Genomic DNA, 16,161 nt, shown 5'->3' with positions numbered 1-16,161 from the left:
GGCCGAGAGCCTAGTACGCGGCTCACAGGCCGCACGCGGCGCCGTTCAGCAGGCACGCTCCCGGCATCGCCGGGGCGCCGGACGCGCCGAACTGGACGTCCAGGGCGCCGCCGGGCGGGATCGGGTCGGCGCCGTCGGCGTTCTCGATCACCGGGTGGGCGCCGGCCCGGACGAGCCGCGCGTCCCAGACGTTGCGGACGTCGGCGCCGGGCGCGTCGAAGCTCAGCCGCCAGGCGGTCATGGGACGTCCGGTGCGGTTGGTGATGGTGAACCGGCCCTCGTAGTAGCCGTCGTCCTTCTCGACGATCTGGTAGGTGACGCCGTTGCCGGTCACCACGGTCCCGACGGGCGGGGCCGGTCGCGTTCCGGCCCGCTTCGTCGCCGGCGCGCCGGAGGCCGGGCGCTTCGATGCCTTGGCGCTTGCGGGCGTCCGGGTGCCCGGCGCGGTGTCGTCGTCCCCGTCCGAGCCGCCTCCGCTGAACAGCGACACGGCGGCCAGCGCCACGGCCATGACCAGCGCGGCCGCGGCGACCGCGAGGAGGACGGCGAAGCGCTGCGGCCACGCCCCGGGTGTGGCGCGGGGCGGCTTCGGCGCGGGTCCCACGTGCACCGGCTGCGCCGGCGCGGGCGGGGCCCCGGCGGGCGGTCCCGCGATCCTCTTGTCGTCCGGGCCGGGCGCCGGCGCCTCTCGGGGCGGATCGGGCGCCGTCGCGTCCGGGTCGACGACAGCGGGGGCGCTCTGCCCGCTCCCTTCTTCCGCGGGCGGGGCGGGGCGGGCGAACTCGACCGTGGAGGTGCGGTCCGGGGGCACGTGGCCGGGCTGGTCGCCGCTCAACTCTCGCCCTCCCTGTGGACGGTCTCATGGAGTCCGACGACGGGCGCGGCGATCAGGTTCGGCGGGAATGCCGGAAATGTACGGTCAGCACTCCTGGCCGGCGGGCTCCAGGCCGCGGCGGGCGGCCCGCCGCTGGTGCCGGTTGAGCATGTCGGTGATCAGCTCGATCGCGCTCGGGGTGGCGATGTCCTGCGCGCCGCTGAGCCAGCGGGTGGCCTCGGCGAGCAGGTCCTCGGCGGACCCGTCGGCGCCGTCGTCGGCCATCCGGCCGAGCACCGCGCCGAGCCGCAGCGCCGCCGCGTCGTGCCCCGACTCGGCGGCCCGCCGGTACCAGTCGGCGGCCTGCCCGAGGTCGCCCTCGCACTCGTAGATCTCGCCCAGCCCGAACGCGACGTCGGCCCAGGATCCGTCCGTGGGACGCCCGAGGTCCTCGGGACTCCAGGGTCGGACAGGCATGCGATCACTCCGGTGGTTCGGCTGCTGGGCCACGGCGCGCGGGCACCTCACGCGTGCCGTGCGCGACCATGGTGACGCCACCGCCCGAAATCCGCCACCGCTTTGGCCGGTTTTGTTGAAATATCCGCCCGACCGGGCGACAGGGGCGAAAAGACGGTCGTTCGTTCGGACGACCCGCTCGGGGCCGTCGCCGCAGGCCTGGTTGACGCTGGAGGGCGGCGAGGCCCGGACGCAGGCGATGTGAGACGGTGGGCACGACCAGACGTGAAGGGGGTCGGGCGTGTCCGTCGTGAAGATCAATGTCCTCACCGTGAAGCCGGAGATGCGCGAGGAGATCGAGAAGCGCTTCGCCGGGCGGGCCGGGCTGGTGGAGTCCGCGGAGGGCTTCGAGGCCTTCGAGCTGCTGCGCCCGGTGGAGGGCCAGGACCGTTATCTGGTGTACACCCGTTGGCGCAGCGAGGAAGATTTCCAGCGCTGGACGCAGAGCCAGGCGTTCCAGCACGGGCACGCGCAGGCCGCCGCGGACCGCCCGGCCGGCCACGGGCACGGCCATGGGCACGGCGGGCCCGCCGCGTCCGGCTCGGAGCTGTGGGGCTTCGAGGTCGTCGAGAGCGCGGGCCCGAAGCAGGGCTGACCCGCGGCCGCGCGGCGGGCGCGGATCTGCGCGCTCGCCGCCACGCTCACCCCTTCACCAGGTCCTGGTAGTCGGGGTGCTTCTCGATCCACTTCTTGATGAACGGGCAGAGCGGCACGACCGGGTCGCCCTTGGCGCGGACGTCGTCGAGCGCGCCGCGGGCGAGCGCGCCGCCGATGCCCTTGCCCTCGTGGGCGGGGTCGACCTCGGTGTGGGTGAACACGACCGCGCCGTCGCGCCGCTCGTACTCGGCGAACCCGGCGAGGCCGCCGTCCACCCGGATCTCGTAGCGGCCTTCCCCGGCGTTGTCGGTGATCTCGGTGCTCATCCTCCGATCATGCCCGACGCGCCGCGGCTTAGCCCGCCTCGTACCCCGCGTGCAGCAGGCAGTAGGTGACGGCCTCCTCCAGCGCCCGCCAGGACGCGGCGATGACGTTGTCCTCGACGCCGACCGTGCCCCACTCGCGCTCGCCGTCGGCGGACTCGATCAGCACCCGGGTGCGGGCGTCGGTGCCGTGCGCGCCCTCCAGGATGCGGACCTTGTAGTCGACCAGCTCCAGCCGCGCCAGCTCGGGGTACAGCCGGCCGAGCGCGATGCGCAGCGCGTTGTCCAGGGCGTTGACGGGGCCGTTGCCCTCGCCGGTCGCGATGATCCGCTCGCCCTTGGCGTGCAGCTTGACGGTCGCCTCGCTGACCATGGAGCCGTCCGGGCGGCGCTCCACGATGGACCGCCACGACTCGACCTCGAAGTGCCGCTGCCGGACGCCGGTCAGCTCCTCGCGCAGCAGCAGCTCGAACGAGGCGTCCGCGGCCTCGAAGGTGTAGCCGGTGGACTCCAGCTCCTTGACCTTGTCCACCACGGCCTTGGCCTTCTCGCCGGACAGGTCGTAGCCCAGCTCGCGGCCCTTCAGCTCGACGGACGCGCGGCCGGCCATGCTGGAGACCAGCATCCGCATGTCGTTGCCGACGGCGGCCGGGTCGATGTGCTGGTAGAGGTCCGGGTCGACCTTGACGGCGGAGGCGTGCAGCCCCGCCTTGTGCGCGAACGCCGACAGGCCCACATAGGGCTGCTGGGAGCTCGGCGCGACGTTGGTGACCTCGGAGACCGCGTGCGCGATCCGGGTCATCTCGGCCAGCTGCGCGTCCGACACCAGGTCCATGCCCCGCTTGAGCTGCAGGTTCCCGATGACGGTGAACAGGTTGGCGTTGCCGCTGCGCTCGCCGTAGCCGTTCGCGCAGCCCTGCACGTGGGTGGCGCCGGCCTTCACCGCGGCGAGCGAGTTCGCGACCGCGCAGCCGGAGTCGTCGTGGCAGTGGATCCCGACGCGGACGCCGAGCCCGACGACCTCGTTCACGACGTCGGCCAGCTCGTCGGGCAGCATGCCGCCGTTGGTGTCGCAGAGCGCGACGACGTCGGCGCCCGCCTCGGCGGCGGTCCGCACGGCCTCCAGCGCATAGGCGCGGTTGGCCTTGTAGCCGTCGAAGAAGTGCTCGGCGTCCAGGAAGACTCGTTGGCCCTCCGCACGCAGGTGGGAGACCGTGTCGCGGATCATCGCGAGGTTCTCCTCCAGGGTCGTGCGGAGGGCCAGCTCGACGTGCCGGTCGTGACTCTTGGCGACCAGGGTCACGACGGACGCGCCGGATTCGCGCAGGGCGGCGACCTGGGGGTCGTCGGCCGCCTTCACCCCGGCCCGGCGGGTCGCGCCGAACGCGGTGAGCCGCGCGTGCCTCAGGTCCAGCTCGGTTCGAGCCCGCCTGAAGAACTCGGTGTCCTTGGGGTTGGCGCCGGGCCAGCCGCCCTCGATGAAGCCGACGCCGAGGTCGTCGAGGTGCCGTGCGACGACGAGCTTGTCGGCCACGGAGAGGTTCAGCCCCTCCTGCTGCGAGCCGTCGCGGAGCGTGGTGTCGTAGACGTGGAAGTCGTCGCCTTGCATGGTGTGGGTTCCCCCCAGGAATGGGCGATCAGCGCCAGGACACAAAAAAGACCCCTCACGGACGTGAGAGGTCTGCGCGCCGGCGTTGTCCCGTTAGATGCCGGCGCGCCAGCCGATAATGACGAGGCTGTGGCGCATGATGCGGTCCAGTCTGCCACACCCTCCCCCGTGCATGGACACCCGTCTCGGATGCTGAGACGACCGGCTCGGGACGCGCCCGCCGCCCCCGCCATGCGGCGCACATCGCGAAGTCCGCCGCCATTTCACCCGAAAACGCTTTATAGAAATAGCGAAAATGATCTCCCAAGGCCGAGTAAGGTCTTCATCGCGTAAATGCGCTTGCGCACTGCTCGGCAAATGCCCGAGGATCGCGCTGTCCGCCGGAGAAGGGGGTTGCGATGAGCGGGGATCCGGTTCGCGGAACGGTCGCGTCCTGGGACGACGAGAGCGGCTGGGGAGTCCTCGTCTCGCCGGACGCCCCGGGCGAGGTCTGGGCGCACTTCTCCGCCGTCCGCACCGTGCCCGGCGGCTTCGCCTCACTGGATCCCGGTGAGCACGTCCTGTTCACCTGGGAGGAAGCCGAGCAGGACGGCTACGCCTACCGCGCGCTGGACGTGCGGCGGGCCGACCGGAGCTGAGGGCCCCGGCCGGTGGACCCGGTACGGGCCGCCCGCCGGTCCCGGCGGGCGGCGACCAATTCCGAAGGGAATGCCTGTCATGCGCATGCACACATTCGGCCGGACGGCCGTTATTTCCGGAACGGCTCTGGCAATGGCGCTCGGAACCGCCTCGGCCGCGTCCGCCGCGGGCCGTCCGGGGCACCGCGCCCCCGCGGCCCATTACTTCGTGTTCACCAAACGGCATCAGGGCTTCGCGCACCGGGACCGGGTCGGCGCGTTCCACGCGCAGGTGAAGCTCACCGGACGGTACTCGCGGCTGTATCCGATGCCATGGTCGTTCCAGATCACCAGCGCCAAGCTCCGGGCGATCGCGCGGGGCCGGGCCGTCTGCACGGCGACCGGGCTGAACGGCCACTACCACGACCGGCACGTCATCCCGGTCGGCTACGTCTGGCACTCCACGGTCAGGCCGCACCGCGTCCGCAAGGTGTACACCCTCTCGGGCACGTGCACGTTCCCGGTGCAGGTCGGCGGCAGGCCCGGCCGGGCCTTCGTCGGGTTCGCCTTCCACTACGCGATCAACCCCGACGCGCGGGGCGTGAGTCCGAAGGCCGCCGGGTCCGCGATCACCACCACGGTGCGCTACGGGCACTGACCCCGCCGGGCATGACGGCGCCCGATGGCGCGCACCCGGGGACGGGCGCGCCATCGGGCGCCGGTACGGATCAGACGATCTTGTGGACCCAGCCGTAGGGGTCGGGACGGGTGCCGTACTGGATGCCGACGAGCTCCTGCCGCAGCCTCATGGAGATCTCGCCGGGCTCGCCGTCGCCGATCGTCCACTCCCGGTCGCGGCCCCTGACCCGGCCGACCGGGCTGATGATCGCGGCGGTGCCGCAGCCGAACACCTCGGTGATCTCGCCGGACGCGCAGCCAGCCTGCCACTCGTCGATGCTGATCTTGCCCTCCTCGGCGGGGATGCCGAGGTCGGGGGCCAGCTTGAGCATCGAGTCGCGGGTGACGCCGGCGAGCAGCGTGCCGGTGAGCGCGGGGGTGAGCAGCCGGGCCCGCGAGCCGGAGCCGTAGACGAACATCAGGTTCATCGAGCCGACCTCCTCGACCCAGCGGTGCTCCACCGCGTCGAGCCAGACGACCTGGTCGCAGCCCTGCTCGACCGCCTCGGCCTGGCCGGCGAACGACGCGGCGTAGTTGCCGCCGAACTTGGCCTCGCCGGTGCCGCCGGGCGCCGCGCGGGTGTAGTCCTGCGACAGCCACACCGAGACCGGCTTGATCCCGCGCGGGTAGTACAGCCCGGACGGGGAGGCGATGACCATGAACAGGAACTCGTTCGCCGGGCTGTTCACGCCGAGGGCGCGGGTGGTGGCGAACATGAACGGCCGCAGGTAGAGGCTGTGGCCCTCGGCGCCCGGGACCCACTCCTTGTCGGTGCGGACGAGGAGTTCGACGGCGTCGACGAACAGCTGCTCGGGGATCTCCGGCATGGCCATCCGCCGGGCGGAGCGGTTCATCCGGGCCGCGTTCATGAACGGCCGGAAGGTGACGATCGAGCCGTCCGGCTGCTTGTAGGCCTTGAGGCCCTCGAACAGCTCCTGGGCGTAGTGGAACACCTGGCTGGCCGGGTCCATCGGGATGGGCCCGTAGGGTTCGAGCTTGGCGTCGTGCCAGCCCCGCTCGGCCGAGTACCGGACCGTGATCATGTGGTCGGTGAAGTACCGGCCGAAGCCCGGATCTGCCAGGACGCGCTCGCGCTCGGCGGCCGTCGCGGGCCGCTCGGTCAGCGTGATCTCGAAGTCCAGGGTGTCGCTCATCGCCGTTCGTCCTCTCCCGATCGCCGGTGCGGCTCCATTGCCGCTGCGGCGTCCTTAGTCCCTATTGTCGTACTTTGTTCCTCGACCCCACTCCTCGCACGCGGCGCATACGGAAAACCGGGCGCGCCGCGAGGCGCGCCCGGAGTGTCCCTGCTCGTGGCCGGAGAGGCGCGCCCTCAGCCCGATACTCGCTTGGCGATCGCGTCGCCGATCTGCGCGGTGGACCGCGTCCCGAGCGCGCCGCGCTCGGCCAGGTCGTCGGAGACGGCCTGCTCGACGCGGCGGGCCGCGTCGCCGGCGCCGATGTGGTCGAGCAGCATCGCGACCGACAGGATCGTGGCGGTCGGGTCGGCCTTGCCCTGGCCCGCGATGTCCGGAGCGCTGCCGTGCACCGGCTCGAACATCGACGGCGCCGTCCGGTCGGGGTTGACGTTGCCGGACGCGGCGAGCCCGATGCCGCCGGCGATCGCGGCGCCGATGTCGGTGATGATGTCGCCGAACAGGTTGTCGGTGACGATCACGTCGAAGCGCCGCGGCTGGCTGACGAAGAACATCGTGGCCGCGTCGACATGGCAGTAGTCGGTGCTGACCTGCGGGTACTCCTCGCCGACCCGCTTCAGCGTCCGCTGGTAGAGATCGCCGGCGAAGGTGAGGACGTTGTCCTTGTGGACCAGCGTCAGCCGCTTGCGCGGGCGCGACGCCGCGACCTCGAACGCGTACCGGACGACCCGCTCGACGCCGAAGGCGGTGTTGACGCTCTCCTGCGTGGCGACCTCGTGCCCGGTGCCCTTGCGCAGGACGCCACCGACGCCCGTGTAGGGGCCCTCGGTGCCCTCGCGGACGACGACCATGTCGATGTCGTCCGGAGTGACGTCCGCCAAGGGGGTCTTCACGCCCGGGAACAGCTTCACCGGGCGGAGGTTGACGTAGTGGTCGAGCTCGAACCGGGTCCGCAGCAGCAGCCCGCGCTCCAGCGTCCCGCTCGGCACGCTCGGGTCGCCGACGGCGCCGAGCAGGATGACGTCCTGGCCGCGCAGCTCCTCCAGCACCGAGTCGGGCAGCGTCTCCCCGGTCCGGTGCCAGCGCGCGGCGCCCAGGTCGTAGGAGGTCTGCTCGAACGCGAGACCGCTGGACGGGGCGACGGCCTCGAGGATCTTCAGTCCCTCGGCGACCACCTCGGGGCCGATCCCGTCACCGGGGATGACGGCCAGACGAATGCTGCGGGAAGCCATGGGCGTACTGTACTGCAAACGTCTCACTGCTTGGGCTTTCGTCTCATATCACGGTACGCGGGTCTCGCCGCCGCCGGGTCGCCGCCGAGCCCGCCGTCGGACGGGCGTCATCTTTGTCACTCTTCGCGGGGTTGACGGGCCGGGTGGCAGAGGGGACGCTCTCCTCGACAAGTTCACATCGAGGCGACGGTGCGCAGGAACCCGGTGCGAATCCGGGACGGTCCCGCCACTGTGACCAGGGAGTCTCCCCCACCGCACGACCACGGCCGGACGACCGGCGGGAAGGTCGGCGGGAGACGGCGATCTGGGAGTCAGGACACTGACCCGTCGTCCTCCGCAACCGGGGCGAGTGCACCCCGTGAGGAGAACCCCGACATGGCCGAGTCCGCCGTACCGTCCGCCGCGTCCCCGCAGGCCGAGCCTTCCGCGGCGCCGCTGCGCCTGCCGATCCGCGACATCGTGCCGTGGGCGGTGCTCGCCGTCGTGCTGGCCGCGATCCTGATCTACTTCGTCGGCGCCGAACAGGGCGCGACGTCGGTCTTCGGCGGCACCTGGGTGCACGAGTTCACCCACGACGGCCGGCACCTGCTCGGCTTCCCCTGCCACTAGGCCGGCGCCCCGATGATGAGAGGACTGCTGGTCCGCGGGATGCTCGCGGGCCTGGCCGCAGCCGCCCTGGCCCTGCTCGTCGCCTGGCTGTACGGCGAGCCGCAGGTCGGGCACGCGATCGCGTTCGAGGAGGCCCGTGCGCACGCCGAGCACGCCGGGCACGAACCGGAGATCGTCAGCCGCACCGTGCAGAAGACCGCCGGGCTGATCACCGCGATGGCGGTGTACGGCGTCGCGCTCGGCGGGCTGTTCTCGATCGCGTTCGCCTTCGCGTCCGGACGGCTCGGACGGCTCGGCGCGCGCGCCACCGCCGCCCTGGTCGCCCTCGCCGGATTCGTCGCGATCGAGCTGGTGCCGTTCCTGAAGTACCCGGCGACACCCCCGGCGGTCGGCAACCCGGCGACCATCGGCAGCCGGACGGCGCTGTACTTCTGCATGATGGCGCTGGGGATCCTGGCGACGACCGCGGCGGTGATCGTGGGCCGCCGCCTCGTCCCCCGGCTCGGCGCCTGGAACGCGATCACGGTCACCGCGGTCGGCTACGTCGTCCTGCTGGCGGTCGTGTACCGGGTCACGCCGAAGCCCGACGCGATCCCGGAGCACTTCCCGGCGACGGTCCTGTGGAACTTCCGGCTCGCGTCCCTGGGCGTCCAGCTCGTCCTGTGGGCCACGATCGGGCTGCTGTTCGGCCACCTGACCGAACGCTCGGTGGCCCGCCGCCGCGCCGCCGCCCTGGCCTGACCTCGGCGGGCCGCCGTCACGAGCGCCCCCGTGGCGGCGGCTCGCCGCGGCGCGGCGGGCGGCGCAGGCCGCAGTCGCCGCACATCTCGCCGCCGGGCGGGACGCGGTAGTACAGGCAGCAGTTGCGCCGGACGAAGCCGTGCGGGCCGAACTCTCCCGCTCCTTTGAGCGGGGGCATGTCCAGCAGTTCGCCGACGAGCGCGGCGCGGGCGGCGTCCCGCGGGCCGACGTTCAGGCCGCCGGCGAGGGCGGACGCCGCGTTCCCCCACAGCAGGCCGTCCGCGAGGCTCGTGAAGGTCAGCATCGTCGCGCGCAGCGGCTCCAGCTGGCCGGTGACGACCTCCCGGTGGACGAGGCCGGCGGCTTCGGCGGTGCCGCCGGCGCGGTGCCCGCGCGGCCCGGCCAGCCACAGCGCGATGGGCGCGCCGGGCGCCCACCGCCAGTGCAGTCCGGACAGGTCGGGCACGACGCCCTGGGCGGCCGCCGCGACGACCGGCGACCAGAGGCGCGACGCCAGGCCCTGGAACAGGATCGACGCGGCGACGCGCCGCTCCCGCGTGCCGAGCCGCTCGGCGTATCGGCCGGTGAGGTCGGCGAGCCGGGCCGGGTCCCGCTCGGGCAGCGGCCGCCACGTCGGGTCGGCCTCCTCGGCCGGATCGGTGGCGATCTCGAAGTACGGCCCGAGGCGCCCGGCGGCGCGCAGCGCCTCCGCGACCTCCCCGGCCCCGGCGGGCATCGGCGACGGCATGGCGTTCACCCTGCCATGCCCGTCCCGGCGCACCGCGCGCGGTCCCGGTAACGCGGCCGGGTTACCGGGAGGGGCGGCCGCCGTTGTCGCGGCGGTCCAGGGCCGTCTGCAGGGCGCGGGCGGCCTCCTCCGCGGCGTCGTCGGCGGGCACGGTGGTACGGGTGGTGTCGTTCATGATCGCTCCGAATCGCTGAGGCTGGATGCCGGGGCCGCCGGGACGCGTGGTTCGCACGGGTCCGGGCGCGGAATCGGGCTCATGGCCGGGCGGAACCTCCGCAGCGGCGCCGGCCCGCCGATATCAGGCCCCGCTGCGGCAGCGAAGGATTACCGCGAAACGCCGCATGACTCATCCGACGGTACCCGCCGTCCGGGCGGCTGTCCCGACCCGTGGCGTAAAATCTCAGCATATGAGACATGGGGGCGCTCACCGACACGGCGGGCGGGCGCCCGGCCCACGGCCGAACCCCCGCCCGCCGCATACTCCGCCGATCAGTCCAGGTCGACGCGGCGGCCCATGTCGGCGCCCACCTCGGCGGTGATCGCGTCCACGAGCTGCGGCGGGATGCCGGAGTCGACGGTCAGCGCGATCAGCGCCTTGCCGCCCTTGGCGTCCCGGCCGACCTGCATGCCGGCGATGTTGACCTCGGCGTCGCCGAGCAGCTTGCCGACCGCGCCGACGATGCCCGGCCGGTCGACGTAGGAGAAGAACGCCATGTGCGCGGTCGGCACCAGCTCCATGTTGTAGCCGTTGATCTCGATGATCCGCTCGGCGTGCTTCGGGCCGGTCAGCGTGCCGGACACCGACACCACGGCGCCGTCGGCCATCGTGCCGCGCACCTGCACCACGTTCCGCCAGTCGGGGCTGTCCTCGCTGGTGGTGAGGGTGACCTCGACGCCCCGGTCGCGGGCCAGCAGCGGCGCGTTGACGAACGTCACCGACTCCTCGACGACGTCGGAGAACACGCCCTTGAGCGCGGCCAGCTCCAGCACCTTGACGTCGTGCTCGGCGATCTCGCCGCGCACCACCACGTCCAGCCGGACGGGCACGCCGCCGGCGAGCGCGGTGAAGATCCGGCCGAGCTTCTCGGCGAGCGGCAGGCCCGGCTTGACGTCCTCGGCGACCGCGCCGCCCTGGACGTTCACCGCGTCCGGCACGAACTCGCCGGACAGCGCCAGCTTCACCGAGCGGGCGACCTGCGTGCCCGCCTTCTCCTGCGCCTCGTGGGTGCTGGCGCCGAGGTGCGGGGTGACGACGACGTTGTCGTGGTGGAACAGCGGGCTGTCGGTGCAGGGCTCGCTGCTGAACACGTCGATGCCGGCGCCGGCGACCCGGCCGTCCTTCAGCGCGAGGTCGAGCGCCTCCTCGTCGACGATCCCGCCGCGCGCGGCGTTGACGATCCGCACGCTCGGCTTGACCTGGTGCAGCTCGCGGTCGCCGACGAGGCCGAGGGTCTCGGGGGTCTTCGGCAGGTGGACGGTGATGAAGTCGCTCTGCTGGAGCAGCTCGTCGAGGGTGACGAGCTTCACGCCGAGCTGCGCCGCGCGGGCCGCCTGCACGTACGGGTCGAACGCGATCACGTTCATGTCGAAGGCGGCGAGGCGCTGGGAGACCAGGACGCCGATGCGGCCGAGGCCGAGCACGCCGACGGTCTTGCCCTGCAGCTCGACGCCGGTGTACTTGGACCGCTTCCACTCGCCCTGCTTGAGCGCGGAGTGGCCCTGCGGAACGTTCCGGGCGGTGGCCAGCAGCAGCGCGATCGCGTGCTCGGCGGCGGTGACGATGTTGGAGGTCGGCGCGTTGACGACCATGACGCCGGCCTTGGTGGCGGCCTCCACGTCGACGTTGTCGAGGCCGACGCCGGCGCGCGCGACCACGCGCAGCTTGCGGGCGTGCTGGTAGACCTCGGCGGTGACCTTGGTGGCGCTGCGGACGATCAGGGCGTCGACGTCGGCGACGGCGGGCAGCAGCTTGGCCTTGTCGCTGCCGTCGACGTGACGGACCTCGAAATCGGATTCCAGCACGGCGATGCCGGCCGGGGAGAGCTCTTCTGCGACGAGGACGACGGGCTTGCTCAAGGAAACAGTCCTTCGGAAGTCGGATGTTCGGCTGGTGTGCAGGTGAAGTCGCGAGTCACCTCGTCGTGCCCTCGCCCCCAGCGGCGAGTCTATCCCCCGCCGGGCGGCCGGGTCCGCGCCAGGGAAGGACCGGCCGGTAACTCCGTTGTGTCCGCCGTGCCCGCATCGTCCTCACCTCCGGGCGGGACGGCGCGGTCGGCCGGGTCCGGCCGGCCCGCAGGGAATGGAACGGTCCCGGCGCGGGACGTCCCTCAGGCGGCGTTCGGCTCGGGCATGGCGGCCAGCACGGCAGCGACCCGCTCGGCGTCGCCGACCCGGACGTGCGGGACGTCCACGAAGATCCGCAGCGGGCCGGCGGGCAGCCCGAGCTCCTCGGCCACGTGCAGCTGGACCTCGCGCAGCGGGACGTAGGCCAGGTAGGCGCGGAGCACGTCCTGGGACCGGAACATCCCGGTCATGATCAGCCGGTAGCCGCGGATGCGGAACGACAGGGCGGTCAGGCACGGCACGGCGGCGGCGTCCTCGCCCGGCAGCGTCAGCGAGATCCAGGCGCTGGTCGTCCAGGGCCGCGCGCGCAGCAGGCCGACGACCCAGCGCAGCTGGTCGACGCCGTCGAGGTCGTGCAGCCGCGGCCGGTACCGCCCGGCCGCCGCGTCCCGGGCGCGCTCGCGGGCGCGCCGGGCGAGCCGCGCCCGGTCGCCGTGCTCGCGCAGGATCGGGTCCTCCCAGCTGAGCGAGTCGATCTCGAACAGCAGCGGGGGCCCTTCGATGATGGGCCCCGCGTCCTCCATGCCGGCGACGCCGGCCGACCACACGTGCCGCAGGACGCCGATCCACGCCCTCCCGCACGTCTCCCAGCGCCGGACGCCGTTGTCCTCTCGCGCCTGCACGTCATCTCTCCGCGCCATTGCCGGCCCGATCACCGCCAATGCGGGACGGGCGTTTCGCTGACCGCGGCATCGCCGCGCCGGTGAGGAATTGCGCCGCGCGCCCGGCCGGCCCGGCCGGGCCGCTCCCGATCAGCATCTCACCACTCATGGACTCGCCCCAACGCCGCTCCGGCGGCGGTCACGTGAGTGTTCGCGCAGGTGCTCCCGCGCCGGCCACGGCCGTCGCGACTTTCTTTAAGTATCCGGCATGGTGGGCCGAAAGGATAGGTTCTTTTACCCCTTGAAGCCATCTCCACCGGCATTCTGACCGCGCCGGAACGCAAAGGTCATTGGACAATCCGTCCAAACGATCGCGGCCTTTCCGGACCGGGGCGAGCGGCGCCCTCACCAGGGGTCCGGACCGGCCCGGTGCAGGACGACGTAGCCGTCGCGGGCGAACACCTGCCGGTATCCGGACGCCGCCAGCAGGGCGACCCGCCGCTGCTGCTCGGCCACGGACGGGAACGGGAACGTCCGCCGTTCCACGTCCGCGACGACCCATGGCGCGTCGCGCGGCTGCCAGTCCCACAGCAGCACGCGGGTCCGGCCGGTGAGCGCGGGCCCGACGCCGTTGGCGGCCTCCACCAGCGCCCCGTCCGGGACCTTCGTGACCGCCGCCGCGGCGGCCGACGCGCGCTCGTTGCGGCGGTAGAGGGCGGGATCGCTGAGATCGCCGAACGCGAAGAACGGCACGGTGACGATCGCCGCGGCCAGCAGCCCGGCCGCGGGGACCCACGCCGGGCGCAGCCCCTCTGCGACCCGCCCGCGCAGGCGGACGCGGGAGCGCAGCCAGGGGTTGCGGCGCAGGCGCGCGGCTCCGTCCACCGAGGCCAGGACGAGCGCCGCGACGATGAACGCGTTGTAGTGGTAGTGCGGCGACCACCAGTTGGCGAAGCGGTCGGCGAGCATCCGCTCGGCCAGCGGCGGCAGGACGACCAGCGTCAGCGGGGACGCCAGCGGGAGCAGCAGCAGCGGCAGGACGAGCAGCCCCATCATGGCGAGCTTGGCCGGCGGCGTCCCGATCGCCGCGACCGCGTCCCACGGGTGCAGCAGGACGTGCGCGGCGGCGTGGGGCAGGTCGCGGCCGAGCGAGGTGTACGCCCAGTAGTAGTCGTTGTCGCCGCCGAACGCCGCGATCGCGATCTTGGAGCAGACCGCGGTCGCGGCGACGCCGCAGGCCGCGTACGCCAGGCCCGCGCGCCGCTCGCCGCGGCGGGTCAGCAGGAACAGCCCGAACCCCGCGAGCAGCAGCCCCATGTCCTCCTTGACCAGCAGCAGGAGGAACGCGGCGAGCGCCGCCCGGCCGCGCCGCCCGGCGTCGTAGCGCTCGATCATCACCGCCGACAGCAGCGGGACGAACGCGACCTCGTGGAAGTCGAACGCCAGCGCCTCGGCGACCGGCCACGACAGCGCGTACGCCGCCGCCGCGCAGTACGCGCCGCGCGCACCGAGCCGGCGCTCGGCGAACCGCCAGATCGGCACGATCGCCAGCGCGAACAGCACGCCCTGCGCGACCAGCAGCGTGCCCGGGCCGTCGTGGATCCAGTACAGCGGCGCCAGCACGGCGAGGATCGGCGAGAAGTGGTCGCCGAGGACGGAGAAGCCCGGCCCGAACCCGTTGTGGACGCCCTTGACGATCGCGACCGGCGCGCCGAACCGGCTGTAGGACCGGACCGCCTGATCGAAGATCACGAGGTCGTAGGTGCTGGCCCGGAACGCGTGCAGGCGCAGCAGCGCGTAGCCGGAGTCGAGCACGGCGCTCGCGGCGACCAGCGCGGCGAGCGCCCAGACGCGCCGCCGCTCTCCCGCGCCGGGGCGTCCGGCGCCGCCGGCCGGCTCCTCCACCGCGACAGCCTCCGCCTCCGCCACGGGCCGGACGCTACCAGCCCGCTCGCGAGACCGCCGACAAGCCTCGGCCGGCCCGCACCTTCCGCATCGCGAGCACGCTCAGCGGGTCGTCTCCTCGGTGCGCGCCTCCGGCGAGCCGGCGCGCGGCGCGGCGGGGGCGGTCCGGACGACGAACGCCTCGCAGTGGTCGAGCCAGCGGACCTCGGCCTCCGTCTGGAAGATCATCGACTCCAGGACGAGCCGCCACGCGCGGTCGCCCCGGTCGGCGGGGTCGGCGGGCGCGGCGGCCTTCGCCCGGGTGAGGTCCTGCAGGGTGCGCAGGGTGGCGGTGCGCTGCGCCTGGACGACCTGACGGGCGTCCACGCCGGGCGCGGTGACGGCCATCGCGAGCTTGATCGCCAGCTCGTCGCGGGGGCGGTCGGCGCGGGCCACCGGGGTGGCGAACCACTCCCGCACGTCCGCCTCGCCGGCCGGGGTGATCCGGTAGACGAACCGGCCCTCGTCGTCGGCCCCGACGCGGGTGACCAGCTCGTCGCGCTCCAGCCGGGACAGCGTGGAGTACACCTGCCCGATGTTGAGCGGCCAGGACGATCCGGTGGACGCCTCGAACTCGGCGCGCAGCTGGTAGCCGTAGCGGGGGCCCTGGGACAGCAGGGCCAGCAGGCCGTGACGTATGGACATGGACACCGAGTATGCATACGCGGTATCCCTAGCGCAATACCGCGTATGCATCCCGAAGGACACGCTACCGGAATTTCACTGTGCGCGACCATCTCACGCCTTAACGTGACCATGTCCCCGGACGATCAGGAGAGAAGCGTGACCTCCGACAGCACGATCAGCGTCCTGCGCGACGTCCTGCGCGTGTACGACCACCGTTATCTCGACCTCGACCGCCGGCAGCGCGAACGGCTCGTCGACGGCACCCGCCGGGTCATCGGCGACGAGGGCCTCAGCGACGCCGCCCGCGCCGCGCTGCCCGCCGCCGACCGGCTGCGCGCGTTCTGCATCCAGTACGGCCTGCGCGACGAGCTGGAGCGGCTGATCCGCGACGAGGTGGAGGGCAGCCCGGCGGGCGCCGTCGTGGTCGGCGGCAGGATCTACGCGATGTACCCCTACCTGCGCGGCGTCCCCCGCCAGGACGCCGACATCACCACCGAGGTCGGCGTCGAGCACCGCCTCGACGCCGTGTCCTGGCAGGGCCGGCGGGTGCGGATCCGCGGCACCGCGATGCTGGAGCGCGTCGAGACGAACCGGACGGCCGTCGAGGTCGTCCTGCGCGAGCGGACGACCGGCAGGGAGCACGCCTTCCCCGCCGACCCGCGTCCCGCGCCCGGCACGGGCACCGGCGGCTTCGAGGCGCTCGCCGACCCGTCCGGCGTCGAGCCCGGCCGCTGGGACGTGCACGTCGCCGCGACCGCGCACGGCGTGACCCGGGAGGCCCGCTTCGGCTCCCGCCGCGCGGACGGCCTGAAGACCGCGCCGCAGCGGCGCCCCGTCGGCGGCCACCACGTCTCGGTGTACTTCACCAAGGGCGGCCACCTGGCGCTGGTCGTCCGCGAGGACGCCGGCGCCACGTCCCTGCGCGCCCGCCTCCGCCGCCGCCTCTCCCGCTCGGCAACCCCGCGCTGAGGAACGCGGAAGGGGGGCGGGCCCGCGCGCCCGCCCCC

General features: G+C 73.2%; 16 protein-coding genes, 1 pseudogene and 1 riboswitch. Of the genes and pseudogenes, 6 read left to right on the top strand and 11 right to left on the bottom strand.

The window, feature by feature from the left end:
- Positions 1-22: 22 nt before the first annotated feature.
- Positions 23-835 (bottom strand): cellulose binding domain-containing protein, encoded by an 813-nt coding sequence (locus F8568_RS03050; protein WP_151591116.1) that lies wholly within the window; start codon positions 833-835, stop codon positions 23-25.
- An 84-nt stretch (positions 836-919) separates the two neighbouring features.
- A complete protein-coding gene (locus F8568_RS03045; RefSeq protein WP_151591114.1) occupies positions 920-1,291 on the bottom strand; it encodes an SEL1-like repeat protein in 372 nt (123 codons plus the stop codon).
- 280 nt (positions 1,292-1,571) lie between these two features.
- On the opposite strand from F8568_RS03045, the gene F8568_RS03040 reads away from it, so the two are divergent.
- The gene (locus F8568_RS03040; protein WP_151591112.1) at positions 1,572-1,925 is read left to right on the top strand and encodes an antibiotic biosynthesis monooxygenase family protein; all 354 of its coding nucleotides are present in this window, start codon (positions 1,572-1,574) and stop codon (positions 1,923-1,925) included.
- Between the two features lie 46 nt (positions 1,926-1,971).
- Here F8568_RS03040 and F8568_RS03035 read toward each other — a convergent pair.
- Positions 1,972-2,256 (bottom strand): annotated as a pseudogene (locus F8568_RS03035) (GNAT family N-acetyltransferase); the annotation flags it as partial.
- Between the two features lie 25 nt (positions 2,257-2,281).
- Positions 2,282-3,859: a citramalate synthase gene (gene cimA, locus F8568_RS03030; RefSeq protein ID WP_151591107.1), complete on the bottom strand. Its 1,578-nt coding sequence runs from the start codon at positions 3,857-3,859 to the stop codon at positions 2,282-2,284.
- A 398-nt stretch (positions 3,860-4,257) separates the two neighbouring features.
- On the opposite strand from cimA, the gene F8568_RS03025 reads away from it, so the two are divergent.
- Together F8568_RS03025 and F8568_RS03020 are read left to right on the top strand one after the other, a co-directional pair.
- Entirely contained in the window at positions 4,258-4,497 is a 240-nt protein-coding gene (locus F8568_RS03025; protein ID WP_151591105.1) for a cold-shock protein, read from the top strand.
- 133 nt (positions 4,498-4,630) lie between these two features.
- Complete coding sequence (locus tag F8568_RS03020) at positions 4,631-5,134, top strand: hypothetical protein (protein ID WP_151591103.1); 504 nt, start codon at positions 4,631-4,633, stop codon at positions 5,132-5,134.
- Positions 5,135-5,204: 70 nt separating this feature from the next.
- On the opposite strand, the gene F8568_RS03015 is transcribed toward F8568_RS03020, so the two are convergent.
- Together F8568_RS03015 and F8568_RS03010 are read right to left on the bottom strand one after the other, a co-directional pair.
- Positions 5,205-6,308, bottom strand: coding sequence for a branched-chain amino acid aminotransferase (locus F8568_RS03015; RefSeq protein WP_151591101.1), 1,104 nt, complete (start codon positions 6,306-6,308; stop codon positions 5,205-5,207).
- Positions 6,309-6,484: 176 nt separating this feature from the next.
- Positions 6,485-7,540 carry a 3-isopropylmalate dehydrogenase gene (locus F8568_RS03010; RefSeq protein WP_151591099.1) on the bottom strand — a complete coding sequence of 352 codons (1,056 nt, stop codon included), beginning with the start codon at positions 7,538-7,540 and terminating at the stop codon, positions 6,485-6,487.
- Positions 7,541-7,692: 152 nt separating this feature from the next.
- Positions 7,693-7,882: riboswitch (cobalamin riboswitch) on the top strand.
- A 33-nt stretch (positions 7,883-7,915) separates the two neighbouring features.
- Here F8568_RS03010 and F8568_RS03005 point away from each other — a divergent pair.
- Together F8568_RS03005 and F8568_RS03000 are read left to right on the top strand one after the other, a co-directional pair.
- Positions 7,916-8,149 (top strand): CbtB domain-containing protein, encoded by a 234-nt coding sequence (locus tag F8568_RS03005; protein WP_151591097.1) that lies wholly within the window; start codon positions 7,916-7,918, stop codon positions 8,147-8,149.
- Positions 8,150-8,161: 12 nt separating this feature from the next.
- Positions 8,162-8,890, top strand: coding sequence for a CbtA family protein (locus F8568_RS03000; protein WP_151591095.1), 729 nt, complete (start codon positions 8,162-8,164; stop codon positions 8,888-8,890).
- Between the two features lie 16 nt (positions 8,891-8,906).
- Here F8568_RS03000 and F8568_RS02995 read toward each other — a convergent pair whose 3' ends face one another.
- The 5 genes from F8568_RS02995 to F8568_RS02975 all read right to left on the bottom strand — a co-directional run bounded on the left by F8568_RS02995 (position 8,907) and on the right by F8568_RS02975 (position 15,172).
- Complete coding sequence (locus F8568_RS02995) at positions 8,907-9,638, bottom strand: (2Fe-2S)-binding protein (protein WP_151591093.1); 732 nt, start codon at positions 9,636-9,638, stop codon at positions 8,907-8,909.
- Between the two features lie 489 nt (positions 9,639-10,127).
- Positions 10,128-11,714 carry a phosphoglycerate dehydrogenase gene (gene serA / locus F8568_RS02990; RefSeq protein WP_151591091.1) on the bottom strand — a complete coding sequence of 529 codons (1,587 nt, stop codon included), beginning with the start codon at positions 11,712-11,714 and terminating at the stop codon, positions 10,128-10,130.
- A 251-nt stretch (positions 11,715-11,965) separates the two neighbouring features.
- Complete coding sequence (locus F8568_RS02985; protein ID WP_328600699.1) at positions 11,966-12,604, bottom strand: thymidylate synthase family protein; 639 nt, start codon at positions 12,602-12,604, stop codon at positions 11,966-11,968.
- A 384-nt stretch (positions 12,605-12,988) separates the two neighbouring features.
- Positions 12,989-14,512: a DUF2079 domain-containing protein gene (locus F8568_RS02980; protein ID WP_328600698.1), complete on the bottom strand. Its 1,524-nt coding sequence runs from the start codon at positions 14,510-14,512 to the stop codon at positions 12,989-12,991.
- Between the two features lie 78 nt (positions 14,513-14,590).
- Complete coding sequence (locus tag F8568_RS02975; RefSeq protein WP_151591089.1) at positions 14,591-15,172, bottom strand: PadR family transcriptional regulator; 582 nt, start codon at positions 15,170-15,172, stop codon at positions 14,591-14,593.
- A 138-nt stretch (positions 15,173-15,310) separates the two neighbouring features.
- Here F8568_RS02975 and F8568_RS02970 point away from each other — a divergent pair, with 138 nt between their 5' ends.
- The gene (locus tag F8568_RS02970; RefSeq protein WP_151591087.1) at positions 15,311-16,123 is read left to right on the top strand and encodes a hypothetical protein; all 813 of its coding nucleotides are present in this window, start codon (positions 15,311-15,313) and stop codon (positions 16,121-16,123) included.
- The last annotated feature ends 38 nt before the right edge of the window (positions 16,124-16,161 follow it).

Source organism: Actinomadura physcomitrii, assembly GCF_008923205.2.
Classification (GTDB): domain Bacteria; phylum Actinomycetota; class Actinomycetes; order Streptosporangiales; family Streptosporangiaceae; genus Spirillospora; species Spirillospora physcomitrii.
This window is presented reverse-complemented; position numbering and strand designations above follow the sequence as displayed.